At 39.1% G+C, this 20013-nt stretch carries 14 protein-coding genes, 2 tRNA genes and 3 pseudogenes; 13 read left to right on the forward strand and 6 right to left on the reverse strand.

Translation table 11 applies throughout. The features are described from left to right. Nucleotides 1–5: 5 nt before the first annotated feature. The 3 genes and pseudogenes from nrdJ (CA730_RS03480) to nrdJ (CA730_RS03490) form a co-directional block, all read left to right on the forward strand. A pseudogene (gene nrdJ, locus CA730_RS03480) lies at nt 6–1238 on the forward strand (ribonucleoside-triphosphate reductase, adenosylcobalamin-dependent); the annotation flags it as partial. Nucleotides 1239–1411: 173 nt separating this feature from the next. Continuing rightward, nucleotides 1412–1822: a PDDEXK family nuclease gene (locus CA730_RS03485; RefSeq protein WP_096664025.1), complete on the forward strand. Its 411-nt coding sequence runs from the start codon at nt 1412–1414 to the stop codon at nt 1820–1822. A 165-nt stretch (nt 1823–1987) separates the two neighbouring features. Continuing rightward, nucleotides 1988–3061, forward strand: a pseudogene (gene nrdJ, locus CA730_RS03490) (ribonucleoside-triphosphate reductase, adenosylcobalamin-dependent); the annotation flags it as partial. Between the two features lie 58 nt (nt 3062–3119). Here nrdJ (CA730_RS03490) and CA730_RS03495 read toward each other — a convergent pair. Beyond that, nucleotides 3120–3950 (reverse strand): DUF3598 family protein, encoded by an 831-nt coding sequence (locus tag CA730_RS03495; RefSeq protein ID WP_096664028.1) that lies wholly within the window; start codon nt 3948–3950, stop codon nt 3120–3122. A gap of 200 nt (nt 3951–4150) precedes the next feature. Between CA730_RS03495 and CA730_RS03500 the strand changes: the two genes are divergently transcribed. From CA730_RS03500 to CA730_RS03525, 4 genes are all read left to right on the forward strand, one after another. Further along, nucleotides 4151–4369, forward strand: coding sequence for a hypothetical protein (locus CA730_RS03500; RefSeq protein WP_096664031.1), 219 nt, complete (start codon nt 4151–4153; stop codon nt 4367–4369). 347 nt (nt 4370–4716) lie between these two features. Next, nucleotides 4717–5001 carry an RNA recognition motif domain-containing protein gene (locus tag CA730_RS03505; protein WP_096664034.1) on the forward strand — a complete coding sequence of 95 codons (285 nt, stop codon included), beginning with the start codon at nt 4717–4719 and terminating at the stop codon, nt 4999–5001. Between the two features lie 1693 nt (nt 5002–6694). Further along, nucleotides 6695–9169 (forward strand): cell division protein HetF, encoded by a 2475-nt coding sequence (gene hetF / locus CA730_RS03520; protein ID WP_096671257.1) that lies wholly within the window; start codon nt 6695–6697, stop codon nt 9167–9169. Between the two features lie 160 nt (nt 9170–9329). Continuing rightward, complete coding sequence (locus tag CA730_RS03525) at nt 9330–9668, forward strand: P-II family nitrogen regulator (protein WP_039201734.1); 339 nt, start codon at nt 9330–9332, stop codon at nt 9666–9668. Between the two features lie 125 nt (nt 9669–9793). On the opposite strand, the gene CA730_RS03530 is transcribed toward CA730_RS03525, so the two are convergent. Continuing rightward, the gene (locus tag CA730_RS03530; RefSeq protein WP_231939965.1) at nt 9794–10138 is read right to left on the reverse strand and encodes a hypothetical protein; all 345 of its coding nucleotides are present in this window, start codon (nt 10136–10138) and stop codon (nt 9794–9796) included. Nucleotides 10139–10682: 544 nt separating this feature from the next. On the opposite strand from CA730_RS03530, the gene CA730_RS25945 reads away from it, so the two are divergent. From CA730_RS25945 to CA730_RS03540, 3 genes and pseudogenes are all read left to right on the forward strand, one after another. After that, nucleotides 10683–10808 carry a hypothetical protein gene (locus CA730_RS25945; RefSeq protein ID WP_269076494.1) on the forward strand — a complete coding sequence of 42 codons (126 nt, stop codon included), beginning with the start codon at nt 10683–10685 and terminating at the stop codon, nt 10806–10808. Then, nucleotides 10807–10935 (forward strand): annotated as a pseudogene (locus CA730_RS03535) (M23 family metallopeptidase); the annotation flags it as partial. The gene CA730_RS25945 and the pseudogene CA730_RS03535, both read left to right, overlap by 2 nt. 49 nt (nt 10936–10984) lie before the next feature. After that, nucleotides 10985–11057: transfer RNA gene (locus CA730_RS03540), tRNA-Arg, on the forward strand. Between the two features lie 215 nt (nt 11058–11272). On the opposite strand, the gene CA730_RS03545 is transcribed toward CA730_RS03540, so the two are convergent. Next, nucleotides 11273–11356: transfer RNA gene (locus tag CA730_RS03545), tRNA-Leu, on the reverse strand. Nucleotides 11357–11640: 284 nt separating this feature from the next. On the opposite strand from CA730_RS03545, the gene murA reads away from it, so the two are divergent. Together murA and CA730_RS03555 are read left to right on the forward strand one after the other, a co-directional pair. Then, nucleotides 11641–13020, forward strand: a complete 1380-nt coding sequence (gene murA, locus CA730_RS03550) for a UDP-N-acetylglucosamine 1-carboxyvinyltransferase (protein WP_096664043.1) — start codon at nt 11641–11643, stop codon at nt 13018–13020. Nucleotides 13021–13147: 127 nt separating this feature from the next. Further along, a complete protein-coding gene (locus CA730_RS03555) occupies nt 13148–14242 on the forward strand; it encodes a Gfo/Idh/MocA family protein (RefSeq protein WP_096664046.1) in 1095 nt (364 codons plus the stop codon). Nucleotides 14243–14256: 14 nt separating this feature from the next. Here CA730_RS03555 and CA730_RS03560 read toward each other — a convergent pair whose 3' ends face one another. Together CA730_RS03560 and CA730_RS03565 are read right to left on the reverse strand one after the other, a co-directional pair. Beyond that, nucleotides 14257–14976, reverse strand: a complete 720-nt coding sequence (locus CA730_RS03560) for a hypothetical protein (protein WP_197705498.1) — start codon at nt 14974–14976, stop codon at nt 14257–14259. Then, nucleotides 14970–16289 (reverse strand): AAA family ATPase, encoded by a 1320-nt coding sequence (locus CA730_RS03565; protein ID WP_096664049.1) that lies wholly within the window; start codon nt 16287–16289, stop codon nt 14970–14972. Before CA730_RS03565 ends, CA730_RS03560 begins: the two co-directional genes overlap by 7 nt. A 124-nt stretch (nt 16290–16413) precedes the next feature. Between CA730_RS03565 and CA730_RS03570 the strand changes: the two genes are divergently transcribed. Next, entirely contained in the window at nt 16414–17187 is a 774-nt protein-coding gene (locus CA730_RS03570) for a Uma2 family endonuclease (protein ID WP_096664052.1), read from the forward strand. Between the two features lie 54 nt (nt 17188–17241). Here the strand turns inward: CA730_RS03570 and CA730_RS03575 are convergent. Further along, on the reverse strand, nt 17242–20013 hold a 2772-nt coding region (locus CA730_RS03575; RefSeq protein ID WP_096664055.1), incomplete at its 5' end, for a bluetail domain-containing putative surface protein.

The following is a 20013-nucleotide window of genomic DNA, read 5'->3' on the forward strand; positions in this document are numbered from 1 at the left end:
TCATCATGGTTCGAGAACTTGAACGTCAACGTCAGGGTGTAACTTTTCCAGAATCTGCTCCAGCAGCCAATCCAGTGTTTTTTAGAACCTACAGCCGCCGGACAGAGGCAGGGTTAAGGGAAACATGGGACCAGGTGTGCGATCGCACTTTACGCGGTTTAGTAGAACTGGGAAAACTCACCCGTGAAGAAGCTGCTATTTTAGACAAGATGCAGCGGAATATGAAATCCCTCCCCAGTGGGCGCTGGATGTGGGTTGGTGGCACAGATTGGTTAACCAAACCCAAAAACTTCTCCGGTGCTTATAACTGCACCTCTACCAACCTTGTAGACTGGAGTGCTTTTGGATTGATGATGGATCTAGCCATGATGGGCTGCGGCACAGGTGCTATCATTGAACCACAGTATATTAATCAACTTCCTCCTATCCGTAATCGCCTAACTATCACCATCAAAGGTGAAATTGGCAGCACTCCTAAAGAACAGCGTCGTGAATTTACACAAACCCATATAGAAGCTAACACCGCTATTATCCACGTTGGAGACAGCCGGGAAGGTTGGGTAAAATCCTATCAAACCCTGTTAGAACTTTCTACGGATGAACGCTTTACAGGTGACGTTCAGGTGATTGTTGATATTAGCGATGTCCGCCAATCTGGGGAAACTCTCAAAGGTTTTGGCGGCATGGCTAATCCTGTGAAGTTGCCTGGATTGTATCAACGTTGTGCCTCTATTCTCAATAAGGCAATAGGCAGACAATTAAACTCAGTTGAATGCTGCTTATTAATTGATGAAGCTGCTGTAACAATTGTTGCAGGAAATATTCGTAGAAGCGCGGGTATGCGTCAGTTCGTTTCCGAAGATGAACAAGGCGCAACTGCTAAAGATAACTTATGGCAACAAGACGCAGAAGGCAACTGGCGCATAGATCCAGAGCGTGATTCTTTGCGAATGGCCAACCATACGCGAGTCTTTCACCGCAAACCAACCTTAGAAGAATCCATTGCCGCTGTACGTAAACAATATTACAGCGGTGAAGGAGCAATTCAATGGGCTGGTGAAGCAGTCGCTAGAGCTAATGCTGATTTATTAAATACACCAGAACTTAAAAAAGACTTTTTGCAAGCTTATGAACAAGAAAAAGCCGAGCAATGGATAAAAAAATATTATCCAGAAATTGATGCTGATGAGCTAAAACATAGAATAGGTAGGTTTGGTTTGAACCCGTGTGGTACTTTATAATACTTGCCTCACGTAAAAAACCCCGCAAATACGGGGAAAGCTGAGAAGCTAATCCCGTGGTAATCAATGGAAATAAAAAGCTATTGACACCGTACAGCGTAGAGAGTGAAACTAGATTGCAATGAAAATTGTTTTCTAGAATATAAATCTCCAAGAGTGTGGGGGTACGTATGACTACCAGCTTCTATGGCTACTCAAGTTTTTACGGTGAGCATTGTCTCCGATCTAGTCTTGAACACATTTACGCAAGATACTTGGACTATGTGAACATTGGTTGGACATACGAACACAAAACTCATACACTCTCTAACGAAGTCAGGTATAAACCTGATTTCCTGTTGGAGACAGGTGAATATGTTGAAATCAAGGGTGCTTTCAACTTTACGTATGACCTGCCAAAAGTTCAGCTTTTTCAGTCTGAGTACAATGTAAAAGTTACTATTCTGCAAGAAAAAGACTTAAGACAACTTATCAAGCCCACTCCTTTTGTATTTGAACACTTGAGACAGGAATGGAAATCATTTGCTAAAGTCAGAGGCATTCTTTCAGCCTTTGTGGGATTCAATTCAAAAGGAACATAACATTTTGGACATTAGAACTATCTGCCAAATTGTTGTGGGAAAACCCTGTAGTCGAAAAGAATTTCTCTATCATTTACAGTCATACGTACAAAAGGTACGCGGAGCTACAGGGAATATAGAACCTGTAGAACTAGAGGATAAAAAGCCTCTAGGGTAACAATACTGGAGATTATTGGTAGCAATTTTCACTGTAATTTGTCTGAGGTACACTTAAACCAACTTGATCCTGACAACTACAAAGAACAAGAAGAAGCATTTACCGCTGGGGCGCTTTCCGTCGTCGCGCTGTTAAATCACCAATTCCTTGAACCCCGCTATCAATACAGCCGGGAATTAGATCCCATTGTCGGTGTATCCTTTACCGGGTTATTTGACTTCTTTGTTCATGCTTTTGGGACAGATTGGTTACGGTGGTGGGAAGCAGGAAGACCCGAAACTCCTGAAGGACTTATTTTTAAACTTGGGGAACAAAAATATCTCAACTTCTGGAAAGATGTCGTTCATAAAGTAGTGTGGGAATATTGCGATCGCCATCAAATCAAACGCCCCAATCGTTGTACTACGGTTCAACCTGCTGGCACCAAATCCCTCTTAACCGGAGCATCACCCGGTTGGCATCCCCCCAAAGCCCAAAGATTCATCCGCCGCATTACTTTCCGTAAAAACGACCCCGTAGCCCTAGCCTGTATAGACTATGGTTACAACGTTATTCCCTCCCAATCTGACAAAGACGAAAACGGCAACCTTCTCAACGATCCTTTTGATCCTCGGTGTACAGAATGGTTAGTCGAAATCCCCGTCGCCGTCTCTTGGGCTGACTTACCCGGTGCTGATGAAATAGAAGTTTCCCAGTTTTCGGTCTTAGCGCAACTGGACTTTGTGATGCAAGTCCAAAGTCACTACGTCACCCATAACACCTCAGCCACCCTAGAACTCCGTTCCGAGGAAGTTGAACTATTGGGAACACGCATCTATGAAGCCATTCAAAATGATGAAGGATACATTTCTGCCGCATTATTAGCCCGATTTGACGACTTGCAATCCTTCCCCCGTCTCCCCTTTGAGCCCATAGACAAAGCCACTTATGACAGCTTATCTAAAGAAGTCAAAACCCGACGCAGAACAGATGATTTCTGTGGAGTCCTAAGTCGTTACGATTTGGGAGAATTATCAGAAGCAGGCCCTAGCGGTTGTGACTCAGATAAATGTATGTTCCCAGAACAACCACCCACATCATAAAATCCGTCTTCAAAGCCCCCTCCTCGCTTGCGGGGTGGGGTTCTTACTGCTATATCTTCTAGATTTTATATTCAATCACATGAGTCGAGCTAATCCATTCCCCCTTATCGCTATAACTCCGAATTAAACGTTGACGTTCATTCTCTCTAACCAACCAACCAGCTTCCACAAAAAAAGGTTTTCTCAATTGCAATTGCAAAGGCACATTACTAGAAATTCCATCAGGTAATAACAAAATCTGCCTAGTAGTACCTTCCGTTTCAAAAATGAGTTTATTACCTGTTATCCTAGCTTTAGCAGTAATAATTTGAGATGAAAAAGATAACTTTTGCTCTAAATATCCATCACCGATTTTTTGAATTTCTAAAGAAGTAGTATAAGTTGCCGATGGTCTCAAGTCTGAGTAAACAGTATGAGCTTTACCTTGCCAATTACCAATTAACTGTTCTACCGTCAGTTGCGGACGTTCATAAGCATCTGTAAAACTGCGAAATTCCCGAATCAGAGTTAAATTAATAAAGTTGCCTTGTTGATCATACAATTGTACCAAACGCGATCGCCGATCATCATCAACAAAACCGTATTCCGCCCCAAACTCAGAAAAAGGAGCTAATTGCAATGTTCCTTTAGAAAAAGCTCCTGTAGCAAAAAAGATATTCTGTCTTCCTAAAGAACGATATTCCTGTTGATAATCCTGAATTGGAGGACTATCATAATCATGAGAATCAAAACGACGTAATCTAAAAAGTACAGCTTGATTATTATCATCAGCTTCTAAATTTAGAATACTAGGAGTAGAACCTAATATTTCACCGTTGGGAGAGATTTTAGTAAATGAACCACGCCATTCACCTAAATTTTTGAGAAAGTTTTCCCAGTTACTTGCCATAATTTAATTTTTAATTCAAACAGTTTATTTTAGTTAGATATTGCCTGAAAATCAAGGTTAATGATATCCATAATAATTTGACCAATAGTAACTATCATCCAGTCAAATATGATCCAATGTGTTGCTAGTTGCTTCTTAGCCAAAATCTGTTAAGATTAATCAAGAATTAATAATTTTTAAACCAATACTGGGAGAGTCTAATGTTTATTACTGAATTGTCGCCCCTATTTCAAGAACTAGCCCAACATCCAGTTTCATTTTTAGGTGGGTTCGTCTCCGGTGTCCTGCGACTCAACCTGAATGAAGATCCTGTCAAAAGCTGGTTAAATAAAAAAGGTTGTGGAAATAGCTCCAGCAACCTGAGTACAGAAGTCCAAAACGGCAAAACCAATGGACCACAACAAATTACAATTGACTAAATCACTCAATTTGTTAGTTATCTAAAGTTTAGTCTGACAATAGAGAATAGGTAATGGGTAATTACTTCCTATTCCCTATTCCCTAGTATAAAATTAACTTGTTTTAAATTCTAGAATATATAAAACTATTTAATCAGATATTGTAAAATACCACACATCGAACAATGCAATAATCAGTTATGATATTAGGGATATGCGTATGCTCAGGCTAGTGGCATCTCCAATTGTAGATCAGTTATCCGTCAAGGTTTACACTCTACAATTTTTGTTGTCCCTGAAATCAGACTAGCAAAGTGTCTGTTTTACGTCTGAACTATTGCCCCTTGTTGAAAATTACGTGATACATAATGACTATTTACGTTGGAAATCTCTCCTACCAAGCTACCGAAGCAGACCTAAAAACTGTATTTGCTGATTATGGCGAAGTCAAAAGAGTTGTGCTACCTACAGACCGTGAAACCGGAAGACTGCGGGGCTTTGCCTTTGTTGACATGATAGAAGATAGTCAAGAAGATAAAGCCGTTACAGAATTAGATGGTGCAGAATGGATGGGTCGTCAATTGAGAGTTAATAAAGCAAAACCACGAGAGGATAACCGAAGAGATGATAATCGCCGAGGTAGTTGGGGGTAAAAACCAGATTTTTAAGTGACATACTCCACACACTCCCCTATGCCTTGCGGCACGCTTACGCGAACGGGTGAGTGTGGGCTTCTCAGCGACTCCTCTATGAGGACATTGACTGAGCTTTAAGACCGTGTGTCCCACGGTTCTTGATATTAATTGAAGCATTCAAATCCCGGCACAAACTGACCTTACATTTAGGGCAATTGTCCTAAGAGTGAGACGTGGGGCTTCTGTCGGTTAAGCTAAAATTTACTGAAACACTGAGATATTAACCTAGAATAGGTTATACAATTATTGTTAGGTTACACGGTAGATATTAATGCCAAATCTTATAAAGAAATAATTAAGAGTCCTATTATCTATCGCGGTGATCATTCTCAAACTAGAGCCAAGGATCACAATGGAATGAAAGTGATTCTGAAAAAGTTGTCAGATTGGCTCATCCGAAAGTCTGTTATTTAGGCAATCACGATCTATATTCTGTGGTAAAGCTGCGCGATAAACAACAATCTTCACCATTGTGTCAGCTAATATTACGGTCTACAAGTGCGACTAGCCAAAGTTCCAACTTGTTGAGTAGGGATATTGCCAGAGAGTTGTTTTGATGATAGGGTAGGTTGAGTTTCTGTTTTTAAGAAAAAACCCCCAGTGGATGTTAGCCGACTAGGGGAGTTTAGTTATCAGGGTGCATCTACCAATTAAATGTTCTCAAGTGCATAACAATCCTCCGGATAAATTTATATTTAACAAGTTGGTTTTGAGTTCAGGGGTCAACTAACCAGAGGTTTTTGACAACGGTAGGAAAAGAAAAAACCCCCAGAGGTGTTAGCCAGCTAGGGGAAGTTAGTTATCAGGGTGCATCTACTTGTTAATTGTTCTAGGGTTCTATGTGATGCTCCGGAAAAAAATAGGTAGAGGGCAATAATTGTGTGGTGCTAATTACAGACAAGAAAAAACCCCCAGAGGTGTTAGCCAGCTAGGGGAAGTTAGTTATCAGGGTGCATCTACTTGTTAACTGTTCATTGTTTTTAACTTATGCTCCGGAAAAAATTACCCAAAAATTGCTGTTTGTCACATACCGAAAAAATTCCTGTGGCTGGTGGTTGGGTAGGGGAGTTGGTTGTTGGGATCTTATCTACTTAATAGTTTATCTACAAATGCTTAGAAACGTTCTTGTCACCCAGGAACGTTTTTTATTTACCAAAATGAAAAAAGAAAACCCCTAGTGAATTTTGGTCAACCAGGGGGATTGAAGATCAAGGTGCATCTACCAATAAACAGTTCTTTACGGGGATCAAGCAATCCGGATAAACTGAGGGCAGCCCAATAGGTATAAAACCTTTATTAAACACATCTGAAACATTAGAATGGCAAAATACATCTAAGGTATTGGCGGGATTAGTCACTTATGACATGATTCTCAAAGGCAATACTGCTAATTGTTCTATATTCCTTTCTCTGGGGTGAACGGGATCATGTTTACCGATGCCAGAACAGTTAATGTTTAGGGCATATAATTACAATGGATGGAGATTTAAATGTGGGTTATAACCTGCTGAATGTACGAAAGGGATTTGTACGGTTGGCTCATCCGAAAGTTACGGACGGGGACAAGAAGTAGTATTCTACCTTGGTGGAAGCGGGAGATAAACAGCAATGTATGCTATCAGCATTGTCTAAGTTTTATGGAGCAGAAATTGTGACCCAGGAATTTCACCTTTCCGCAACGCCGGTGGGGCAAAATGACTATCTGGTGAGGACGGAACAAGTTGCGCCTGGGGTGCCGGTGGCAGAAGAACTGGTGCATTGGCCTGTGGCTGAGTGGTTGGCTGCGGCTGGGGATTTAATGGATGATCCTTTGCAGTCGGTGTTGCAGGGGAATATGGTAGCCAGAAACTCTGTTAACTTGGTGGCCTTGGGACAAGATTTGTATAATGCGTTATTTCAGGGAACGCTGCGGGATAGTTGGATTACTGCCCAAGGTATTGCCCAAAATCACCAACAGGTGCTGCGGCTAAGATTGGGACTGAAGGATACACGGTTGGCGCGGTTGCCGTGGGAAATTATGCACGCGGGCGATCGCCCTTTAGCTACTGGTCCTTATATTACCTTTGCCCGTTACCAAAGTGGGATTGCCCCACCATCGCGTTTACCAACTCATCATCTGCCCGCGTCGCCGGAAGCACGGGGGATCAGAGTGTTAATGGTCATTTCTGCGCCTACTGATTTAGTCCGGCTGGATTTACTCAAACAAGAAGCTATTAATCTCAAGGCAGAACTCCACCGCCAAACATTAAAAATGGCTGATGGTAATCATCATCTGCCAGAAATTGAGTTGACTGTTCTAGATCAACCGGGACGGGAAGAACTTACCCAAGCTTTAGAACAGGGACACTACCATATTCTCCACTATTCTGGTCATAGCAATTTGGGTGGCAATGGTGGACAAATTTATTTAGTGAGTAAAAAAACTGGTTTAACAGAAACTCTTAATGGCAATGATTTAGCTGGGCTGCTGGTAAATAATAATATTCAAATGGCAGTGTTTAACTCCTGTTTGGGGGCATATCGGGCGAGGTCTGAGGCAGCGGAAGACTCAGGAGAAAGGAATTTAACTGAAAGCTTGGTAAAACGAGGAATTAGAAGTATTTTGGCGATGTCAGAACGCATCCCTGATGAGGTGGCACTGACGCTGACACAGTTGTTTTACCGCAATTTGGGTCAGGGCTATGCTTTAGATTTATGTGTAAGTCGAGTCCGTCAAGGTTTAATTTCTGCCTATGGTTCTCAACAGATGTACTGGGCTTTGCCGATTTTGTATCTTCAGCGAGAATTTGATGGTTGTTTGACACCACAAGTTAATTTATCTGGCTATTCTGAGTTGCTGAACGAATATCAGCCGCCTAAGCCGACCAATAGTTATAATTATGCTACTGTAGCCAGTAATCTAGAAAGTGTGATGGCTATAGATGATATTTTTAATCCTAATTTTGGAGAGGAAACGACGGAGGTAGACTGGCTAGGGGAGGATACTTGGGGTGATATTGTGGATGAAATTGAATATGATGACCCTAGCTATAATGAGGACTCGGCAATAGTTTCTGATTTGTTTCGTCAGCTTGGCAATCCGGTGGCTAAAGCAGAAGAACCAAGTATGAAGGCGGAATTAATCGAGGAGAATCATCATTATCAGTCGGAAATGCAGGTTGCCCCCACGAAACAAAATTTAGATTGGGGAAATGTCCCGACTCAGATTACGCCAACTCCTGTGAATTTTGAGCAGCGTGAGGTCAATCCTCGGTTATCACCTTCACCTGTCACTCCCAAGGGTAATCGCTTTCAGCGAATAAAATCACCATTGTTATTGTATGGTTTGGTGGGGGCAGGTGTAATTACTATGATTGTGGGGATTGGTTGGTGGTGGTATCAACGACAAGCACAGAAGTCTTCTGATGTTCCGCCTGTTCCTGGAGAAAATTTTACGAGTAATCAGTATCCATCCATTAATTTAGCTAATTCGGCTACGGGAATTGTTACGGCTACGGCTACGGCACAGTTGAGTCAAGGTAATTTAAGGTCTGGGTTGGATGCTGTTAATGAATTACTGAATCGTGGGGCTTTTGCGGCTGCGGAAACGGCTTTAAATTTGATTCCTGTTCAGGATGCTGAACATCCATCTGTGAACTTTTTCCGGGGGCGTTTGGCTTGGCAGTCAGTCCAAACGAAAAATAATAAGTATAGTATTGATGATGCCCGTCGTTATTGGGCTAGGGCTGTACAAAATCAGCCAAATTCTCTTTTGTATAATAATTCTTTAGGATTTGCCTATTATGCGGAGAATAATCTCAATTATGCTAATGATGCTTGGTTTAAGTCTCTGAGTTTGGCTTTAAAACCTCAACAGAATCAAGGTTCAGGTCCGATGAAATATCCCCAAATAGCGGGAGAACCGGAGGCTTTGACGGCTTATGCTGGGTTAGCGTTGGGTTTATATAAATCGGCAAAGAATCAACCTGCTGATAAACGTCAGCAATATTTACAGGAAGCGATTAAACTGCGGCAGATGGTGATTCAAAATGCACCAGCAGACTTTACTATTGAGAGGTTATCACAAAATTGGCTATGGACGGAACAGGCGATCGCTGATTGGCAGAGTCTGGGACAGGCAAAGTGATCACTTTTGCCAAAAAATAGTCCATAATGGGAAATGTGAAAAAAGTGTGAAATCCCATACATCAGGCTGAAATTAAATAACTATGGCTATATTTACAGCGTGAGACAATGAATCTGCTTAGATATATAAACGACGTTATTAGAAGTCAGGAATCAAAAAAATGAAAAAAGTAGAAGCCATTATTCGTCCATTTAAGTTGGATGAAGTGAAAATAGCCTTGGTTAATGCGGGCATCGTCGGGATGACAGTTTCTGAAGTTCGGGGTTTCGGACGGCAAAAGGGTCAAACTGAACGCTATCGGGGTTCGGAATATACTGTGGAGTTTCTCCAAAAACTGAAAGTGGAAATTGTGGTTGAAGATGCCCAAGTTGATATGGTTGTTGATAAAATTATCGCCGCCGCCCGTACTGGTGAAATTGGTGATGGTAAAATTTTTATCTCCCCTGTTGAACAAATTGTGAGAATTAGAACAGGAGAAAAGAATACTGAAGCTGTGTAAGTAGCCAGTATTTGTACTGTGCATCTAAAAAATAAGCGTTGCTGATTCTGTCAATGTGAAAACAGGAATCAGCAGCGCTGTTTATTATAGTAGGAGTCAGGAGAAAAACCCTCATGATTCAAGCTCTAATTAGTAGCGTCTTTTGGTTTACCATAACCTAATTGCCAATTATTTATTTGCTTTAAGTCATTTATTTTGCCTGCAAAGATATATTTAAGTGCAGTGCGTGTTTGTAAATATCCTCTGACTAAATAATGTCCTGGTTTAAGATTAATGTCATCTATGGCTTGAGTAAATTTAACGGCAGTTCCACAAAAGGTTTTATTAACTAGTAAATTGACTTTTATAAACTGGTCATATACATAATTATTTGGCAGCATAAATACAGCATATACATGATGTTGACCCAACCAGGGACGCACCACTATTTTCTCAGGATGGATATAAGATTGTGTAAGTTGGCTGACCATAAATCCCTCTTTTGTACAGGAAAAATTTGGGGCTTTATCTAAGAACTTAACAAAGCCAATTATGATCACTAAAGTCAAAGAAAATAAAAAATAAAGGAGTTGACGGTTTCGCACTGCTACTATCAATAATTATTCATGGTTTCCATATTAACAGGGTACCAAAAATAATAAAGTGTGTTGCTACACGGTTACTATGGCGATCGCTTATGATAGTCAATATATCATTTAGTACCCGTAATTACTGCCATGAATTTACTAATAATGGCTCTTCCGTACTTACTATGCTAAATTATTGTTTCAAATCCCAAAATCCTTGCCATATAAGGATTTTACGTTAATTCATTGATTAATTTGACATAAATTTGCCATCAAAAACAATCAAACCCTTTGTTTATATGGGTTATGGGGTAAATAAACTCATATTTGGCATAACAGGTACGGAAGAACCCTAATAATTATATCCGAGATGGTGAAGTAAAATTACAACAAGCCAACCAAATTCTTCAGCAATTAGGAACTAATTTATCTATTGCGGAACGTGACTATGAAAATCGCCAAATGTCTACTGGCACTAGAAGCCGCCCAAAATCAACTAGAACAAGATTCCCAATATCTCACTATTTTGATTCAACAAAAAATTGCCCAACAAAAAGCCACGGAAGCAGCGTGAAGGACAAACTGTACATAAAGGATAAGCGATCTCTGCTGTTGGTTCTACAGGCTTATCCACCGGACTTCACCTCCATTTTGAAGTCCGCCGTAATGGTACACCCGTTGACCCAGCAAATTACTTATAATTTAATTCTATTTAAATTCAAAAAGTATGCTATACTGTTAGAAGTATAAGGGCGCGTGGCTCAGTGGATAGAGCAACAGGTTCCGGTCCTGTAGATCGGGGGTTCGAATCCCTCCGCGCTCACTTTTATTTTCTTTGAGATTTGAATTAGTTTCCCATAACAAAAAAACCACTAATCAATTATCTCAATTTTATCATGGTATGTGTATGATTTTTTACAAAGCATATTTCATATCCTGAAATAAACTTCTATATCTGGTTCTTAATTAACTAGCGCACTATGAATCACCAAAGTTAAGCTATGGCATTTTAGTCAAAAACTACATCTGAAATTAATATGCGGAACCCGGGACTTGAACCCGGAAGCCCGTGAAGGCACTAGAACCTGAATCTAGCGCGTCTGCCAATTCCGCCAGTTCCGCAGGAATCGAATCTTATTAACAGTTAATCATTATTGCCCAATTTTTTTTATTTGTCAAGAAAAGATTTGCCAGAATAGAGATAGGAAAATTTGAAAATTTTGTTCACATCTAGCCAATCCCCATTTTTCCAATCAAGCCGGCATAGTCCATGATAGAATCTAACGACTTTATGGCATTTGACAACTTTAGAGAAAACTCTTCTTTGCTTTTAGCTAGAGGATAATCAACTTAGAATCAAAAGCAACATCAAACCTTTATAATTACGTACTTTTGGAGGTAGGCTTATTAATTCTTCTAGCAGCTTACCAGATGCCAAGTCTTCACTAGCAACAGACTCCTCAGTCTTGCAAATCAGTGGAGGGCATCCTTTGGGAGGTCATGTAAAAATTAGCGGAGCTAAGAATTCCGCCCTGGTAATCATGGCTGGAACATTCCTCTGTTCCGGTGATTGTCGGATTCGCAACGTTCCCTTATTAGCGGACGTAGACCGGATGGGACAAGTTTTATCAGCTTTAGGATTACGTTTAAATAGAGAAGGGGAAATTTTAGATGTTGATGCGCGAGAAATTACCACATCTAAAGCCCCTTATGAACTAGTTACCCAACTGCGAGCCAGTTTCTTTGCCATTGGTCCAATTTTAGCCCGACTAGGAGTAGCACAAATGCCCTTACCAGGGGGTTGTGCTATTGGTGCTAGACCTGTAGATTTGCACGTCAGAGGACTGCAAGCAATGGGCGCAGAAGTGTTAATTGAGCATGGTATTTGCAATGCTCATGTTCCTGGAAATAATGGCAGATTAACAGGAGCAAAAATATACTTAGATACTCCCAGTGTTGGGGCAACAGAAACCTTAATGATGGCTGCTACCTTAGCAGATGGAGAAACCATCATTGATAATGCTGCCAGAGAGCCAGAAGTAGTTGATTTAGCTAACTTCTGTAACTCAATGGGAGCAAAAATTCAAGGCGCAGGAACAAGTACAATTACGATAGTCGGTGTACCTAAATTACACTCAACTGATTATACTATTATTCCTGACCGCATTGAAGCAGGAACATTATTGATTGCTGGTGCAATTACTCGCTCTGAAATAATTTTATCCCCAGTTGTACCAGATCATTTAATCCCCGTTATTGCCAAGTTGCAGAAAATTGGTGTATCAATTATCGAAGAAGGGAAGGATTGCTTACGGATATTGCCAGCGAAAGCACTTAAAGCTGTAAATATTGATACCTTGCCCCATCCTGGATTTCCTACGGATATGCAAGCACCTTTCATGGCTTTACTAACTGTGGCTGAAGGTGACAGTATCATTAATGAATCAGTCTTTGAAAATCGCTTGCGTCATGCTTCTGAGTTAAATCGTCTGGGCGCAGATATCCGTGTTAAAGGTAATACTGCTTTTGTTCGGGGAGTGCCAGTGTTATCGGGCGCACCAGTCATAGGCACGGATTTAAGAGCTTCCGCAGCTTTAGTCATAGCCGGATTAGCAGCGACGGGAACAACCATTGTTCAAGGATTACACCACTTAGATCGAGGCTATGATCGCCTGGATCTGAAGTTACAGCAATTAGGAGCGAAAATTCTGCGCGTAAATGAAGCATCGAAAGATGTAGATTTACTTGCTAATAACACTATTACCCCACCCTCAGTTTCTATCTAAGGTTTGAGTATTTTGTCTTTGTGAACTTGATGGCGATTATTTTTATTTATTAATAATTTTCGCCATTAACTTTCTGAAAATCCAATTAATCTGTACAATTATTAAGTAAATTTTATAAAAACTAAACATGATTGGGGTAGCAGTTGTTGGTACGGGATTTGGTCAAAAAGTTCATATTCCTACATTTCAAGCACATCATAATACTAAAATCGTTGCTGTTTATCATCGAGATATTAATAAAGCAAGAACTATTGCTGCCAGTCATAATATCCCCTATGCAAGCGCTAATTTAGCAGAAATTCTAGCTTTACCCACAGTTGAAGCTGTCAGCATTTCCACACCGCCATTTTTGCATTATGAAATGGCTAAACAGGTTTTGCAAGCTGGTAAACATCTCTTATTAGAAAAACCTGTAACTTTAAATGTCAATGAAGCTAAAGAATTATATCAGTTAGCAAAGAGTCAAGGTGTAATTGCAACTGTAGATTTTGAATTTCGGTTTGTTCCAGAATGGCAATTTTTCGCTCAACTTCTGGCTGCAAATTATGTGGGGAACATCCGATTAATTAAAATTGATTGGTTGGGTTCTTCTCGCGCTGATACTTCTCGTCCTTGGAATTGGTATTCTAGTAAAGAAAAAGGTGGAGGTGCTTTAGGTTCTTTAGGTTCTCATGCTTTCGATTATATTAATTGGTTATTCGGTTCAGTTGGTAAATTAAATGCTCATTTAACTACTGCTATTTCTGAAAGAGTGAACCCTGCAAATGGAGAATTACAAGCAGTTGATACTGATGATACTTGTTTATTATCTTTGGAATTAGTAAATGGTACACCTTGTCAAGTTTCTATTAGTGCAGTTGTTCATGCAGAAAGAACTCATTGGATAGAAGTATATGGGGATAAGGGAACATTAGTTTTAGGTAGCAAAAATCAAAAAGACTATATTCATGGTTTTCAGATTTGGGGTTCTCAACCGGGTGAATCTTTAAAAGAAATAGCAGTTCCGCAACAATTTCTCTTTCCTCAACATTATCATGATGGGCGAATTTGTGCTTTTCTTCGGGTTGTTGATGAATGGGTAAAAGGAATTACTAATCATCAACAAACTACACCTTCTCTAAAAGAAGGGGTTTATTCGCAATTGTTAATGGATTTATCCCATGAATCTCATGAAAGAGGAAGTTGGGTAAATGTACCAAGTTTGGGAGAGTTTTTAGATTAGGTGAATGATGATGACTAATAATTACTACAGAAATCATGTAGATAATTATAAAGTTCTCGAAATAAAGGACATCTTTTTTGTAAATTTTCTGGGACTATTTTTAGTAATAGCAAAGGTGTATGTAACCCTTTAGAAAATCTTGTTGATTGGATATCAAAGTTTAGTTCTAGTGAAATGCTACTATCAACTATTAGCTGAGATAATTTGTCTTGACAACAATCTCTATCTTCATCATATTTACTAAAAGATTCAGGATCATTAAATGGGATATTTTTCTGCTTGCTTAACCAATAACGCATTTTTTCATGTCTACCGCGAAAATCTGGATGTTTAGCAATAGTATTATCCCAATCTCCAATCATCCATGATTCTAATTCAGGTGCAGCAAAAGCGATATAGTGAGGAATATCATGACATTCAGTTATTTTAGATATTGCTGATATAAACTTCTCCTTTTGAGAATTAACATCTCGACAGTCTAAATCATCAAAAACTAAAATTAAATCACATTTTTTAGGTTCAGATTCCAAAGCAATAGGTAATTCTTGGGTAATTTGTTCAATTAAACTTTTACCTGTTTTACCATAACCAGTTACCTTCCCAGGTTTTGGTTCTGGTTTTATTCTTGCTGGTGTTTTCCGTTCAAATTGACAACCAGGAAAATTCTTTTGTAAAAAAGGAATTAATCCTCTAACTTCCGCTTCTCCACCACCTGCAAATACCCAAACTACCACGGCCATCCTCCCACAGTAGGATCTCCTACACGATATAAATCACCTAATTGCCATCCTTCTTCTAGTTTTTGATCTAAAATTTCATGAGAGAGTGTTTTCATGGAAAAATGCGTTTTATCTTGAGAATAAAAACAATAAACATTTTCTAAGCAATCTGTAAAATGATCTAAAAGATCAGGACTATGAGTAGTGATAATAATTTGAGTTTTTCTAGCAGCTTGTTTAATCCATTCTGCTAAAATTGGCATCCAAGATACGTGCAAACCTAATTCTGGTTCATCAATAACTAATAAGGAAGGTAAAATAGGAGAATATAATATAGTCGCCCAGCATAACATTCTTACCGTTCCATCTGACATTTCTGTGAGATAAAATGGTTCTTTAATATCTTCAAAATGCCATTCTAGTGTTAATGATAAGCGCCCAGAACGAATAGAACGTAGCCGACGAGTTTTAGGCAAAATAGACTTCATAGCATTATTAATACTGTCTTCAAAGTCAATATTTTTCTGGGTTAAATTCTCAAATACTAAAGGTAAATTATTTCCTGATGTAGATAAATAAATATCATTTACTCCTATTTTTGGTTCTGAATTTCTAATTTGATGCAAATCCATGTTATTCGCATTATAAAATTGCCATTGAGAAATAAATGCAATTAACTCTCTTCTAACTTTATAAGCAGGTGTGGTTAGTGTAGTTATCAGTTTATTTTGACTATTTTCCAATAATTCTGAAAGTGCATTTAAACCTAAAATATTTGCAGGAATATTATCTAATACTTCAAAATGTGTTCCTACTTTCTGTTCAGATTGGTTATAGACTGATATAACGCCTTTACCTATATTTTGCAGTTTTGGATCATGAAATTTATAATAATAAAAAGGTGATGACTCTGGATTGGGTAAATCATCTCCACTATATAAAGATTCTTGATGAATAGTTAATTTCTGTTTTTTTCTATCTACAAATAAATCAATATCCAGAATTGGACTTTTAATTCGACTACTATATTGTAATATTTCCGAAAACCCATATTGTAATTTAATTACAGCAGGACTATCCACACTATTATCTAAAATCCTATCATTACCAAACCTACTAATTGCTTCTTCAAAACTAGTAATACCACGACTTTCATCAGGAATACTAGTTAAACAATCCTTTAAAAATTTTAATGTACTGATAAAATTACTTTTTCCAGAACCATTTGATCCTATAAAAATATTGAGATTTTTTAACTCTACAGCTTGAGATAACGAGAGATTTTTATAGTTCTGGGTAAAAATAAATTTAAGAATTGGTTGATCCATATTTTTTAATTTAAACTATATAAAAATGTTTTTTGGCTGAGAAAATTATACAATATATTTTCTGAGATTTACAATAAAAATATATTAGGATACAATAAAAATAAATCAACCAAAGGTGGCGTTTATGGCAACCCTACTCAGTGAAACCAAATCACAGACTGGACTGGTCATCTCTTGGGAAGCCTTACCCGATGATTTTCAGTTGGAGGATGAACCAGTGGAAAATACAGGACAGCCACTTTTAGCGGGGGCTTTGCGGGAAAGTTTAGAAATCAGTGGATTTATTCAACCACAAATGTTAATCGCTGCCAATTTTGGTCTGTGTGCCACGTTAAATGAGCAATTTGTGGCTAAAGCACCAGATTGGGTATATGTGCCTTCTGTTAAAGAGATATTAGCAGAACGTAAAAGCTATACACCCAATTTGGAAGGGGATATACCTGCTGTAGTGATGGAGTTTTTATCAGATAAAGACGGTGGAGAATATTCAGTTAAGCGTACCTATCCGCCGGGAAAATGGTTTTTTTATGAACAAATTTTACAAGTTGCCATTTACATCATATTTGAGCCAAATGGGGGATTATTAGAATATTATCAACTGGAAAATGGACGTTATGAATTAAAACAACCAGATGAGAATGGTCGTCATTGGATTGAAGAAATGGGACTGTTTTTAGGAACTTGGCGAGGTGCAAAAGAAGGACGGACTGGCTATTGGTTAAGATGGTGGGATCAAACAGGTAATTTGTTACCTTGGGCTGTGGAACAAATTGAACAGGAACGCCAACGGGCTGAACAAGAACGCCAACGGGCTGAACAAGAACGGGAGGAAAAAGAACGGCTAATAGCTTATTTGCGATCACAGGGAATTGACCCCAATAATTTGCCTATAAATTAGATATTGCGCTATATATATTAAGGGCTGGTGGGCATTGCCCACCCTACGGAATAATCAGACAATCACGAAATTATTGATGTTCAATGTTCCTGTTAATCCTGTGATTTCAATAATGGCATCGGTAGAACTATTAAATCCTGCTGTTGCATCATTAATAGCCACAAAGGTTTTTTGTCCAAAACTGAATTGAGCAGCGAAATTTGACCCAAAAGCTGCGGCTGTTAATTTTGCCCCGATATCTGCGGCATTTAGAGTATTAACTCCTCCCACATCTACAAATCCGGCTCGTGTCGTAGAAACACGGAACAAATCATTACCTGTTGTGGCGTTGAAGTCTGTAATTACATCAAAGTTAGCTAAGAGAGAATCAGTGAGATTTTGGTAAACAAATTTATCACTCCCTAAACCACCAGTTAAAGTATCTTTACCGCCTGCGCCAGTGAGAACATCATTATTTGCACCACCAACGAGGAAATCATTACCACTAGTACCTGTCACAGTCAGACTAAAAGGATTACCAATCTTTCCGTCAGCATTAGCATCTATGCCAAAATTAGTTTCTTGAGTTAAAGCATCAGCCGAATTTAATGCCCATTGTCCCTCAGAAGAAACCCAATTCCAGTTACTATCTAAACTCCAGATATGCAGGAAGTTTCCAGAAACGTTTTTCCAGAGAACTTGATTAACGCCATTGACAGTTTCTGCGGCTAGAGTTTGCCATCCTGAGTAGATATCTTGGTAGATTTGTTGTCCACCGTTTTTAATGGTATTCGGGGTATTTGTTCCGATTTGGGTAAAGTATTTATTGGCTGCATCTTTGATGAATTTGGTATTACCTGCTAATTCAATTGGGGTGTAACCAATAACACCATCACTATTAGCATCTATGCCAAAATTAGTTTCTTGAGTTAAAGCATCAACTGAATTTAATGCCCATTGTCCCTCAGAAGAAACCCAATTCCAGTTACTATCTAAACTCCAGATATGCAGGAAGTTTCCAGAAACGTTTTTCCAGAGAACTTGATTAACGCCATTGACAGTTTCTGCGGCTAGAGTTTGCCATCCTGAGTAGATATCTTGGTAGATTTGTTGTCCACCGTTTTTAATGGTATTCGGGGTATTTGTTCCGATTTGGGTAAAGTATTTATTGGCTGCATCTTTGATGAATTTGGTATTACCTGCTAATTCAATTGGGGTGTAACCAATAACACCATCACTATTAGCATCTATGCCAAAATTAGTTTCTTGAGTTAAAGCATCAACTGAATTTAATGCCCATTGTCCCTCAGAAGAAACCCAATTCCAGTTACTATCTAAACTCCAGATATGCAGGAAGTTTCCAGAAACGTTTTTCCAGAGAACTTGATTAACGCCATTGACAGTTTCTGCGGCTAGAGTTTGCCATCCTGAGTAGATATCTTGGTAGATTTGTTGTCCACCGTTTTTAATGGTATTCGGGGTATTTGTTCCGATTTGGGTAAAGTATTTATTGGCTGCATCTTTGATGAATTTGGTATTACCTGCTAATTCAATTGGGGTGTAACCAATAACACCATCACTATTAGCATCTATGCCAAAATTAGTTTCTTGAGTTAAAGCATCAACTGAATTTAATGCCCATTGTCCCTCAGAAGAAACCCAATTCCAGTTACTATCTAAACTCCAGATATGCAGGAAGTTTCCAGAAACGTTTTTCCAGAGAACTTGATTAACGCCATTGACAGTTTCTGCGGCTAGAGTTTGCCATCCTGAGTAGATATCTTGGTAGATTTGTTGTCCACCGTTTTTAATGGTATTTGGGGTATTTGTTCCGATTTGGGTAAAGTATTTGTTTGTTGAATCTTTGACTAATTTGGTATTACCTGCTGATTCAATTGGGGTAAAAACAAGGGCGGGTTGAAATTCAAATGCCCCGATATCAACTGTACCACCGGAAATTCGTGTATATCCACTGCCTCGGTTATCAAAGGGGATATTTTCGCTATTATTGCCATCGCCATCAATATCAAAAACGTCTGTTGTGATTAAGGCATTATTGCCTTTATTAATGGCTGGACTACCGCTCAGTAGTGCATGAGTGAAAATGCCGTTGCCATTATCTTGTAATGGTCCAAGTTTAGGATTGACGTTAACGATATCTGTTCCTGTGCCAACAGTACCACTTGCTCTTGAAAGATTGCCGATTAGGTTGTTATTATTGCCATTAATGTTGCCATCAAGATCAGGAGATCCACCAATATTTCCAGCAACAATTGAATTTTTTAGGTTAACACTAGCACGCGAATTGTCAATTCCTCCAACATAAAAGTTGTATGTTTCATCAGCAGCATTTTGAGTTATCGTACTATTAAATATGTTAAGTATTCCATCAGATGCATAAATTCCACCGCTATAATCAGCTTGATTACCGCTCACGGTACTGTTAATTAAACTAGTTGTACCCGAATGGAATATTCCCCCACCAGAAGATCGAGCGGTATTATTATAAATCGTGCTATTGCTGATAGTTAAGGTTCCACTACTTTGGATACCACCACCTGAGTCTGCAGTGTTATTTTTAATCGTTGTTCCCAACAGAATGGCCTGACCACCATTATAGATCCCACCACCACCATGATAAAAACCATCCACTTTATTATCAGCAACAGTTGAGTTGGTTAAAGCTAATACACCTTGATTGTATATTCCTCCTCCGAACGAGTAGTCCCATGTGGAATTGTTTTTTACAGTTGTGTTGAATAATAAGGCTGTAGCATTCGAGCCAATATAAATCCCACCACCACCTTCAGTTGTTAATCCTCCTTTGACTACAACAGGACTTACGCA

Origin of the sequence: Dolichospermum compactum NIES-806, assembly GCF_002368115.1 — a bacterium.
GTDB classification, from domain to species: Bacteria; Cyanobacteriota; Cyanobacteriia; order Cyanobacteriales; family Nostocaceae; genus Dolichospermum; species Dolichospermum compactum.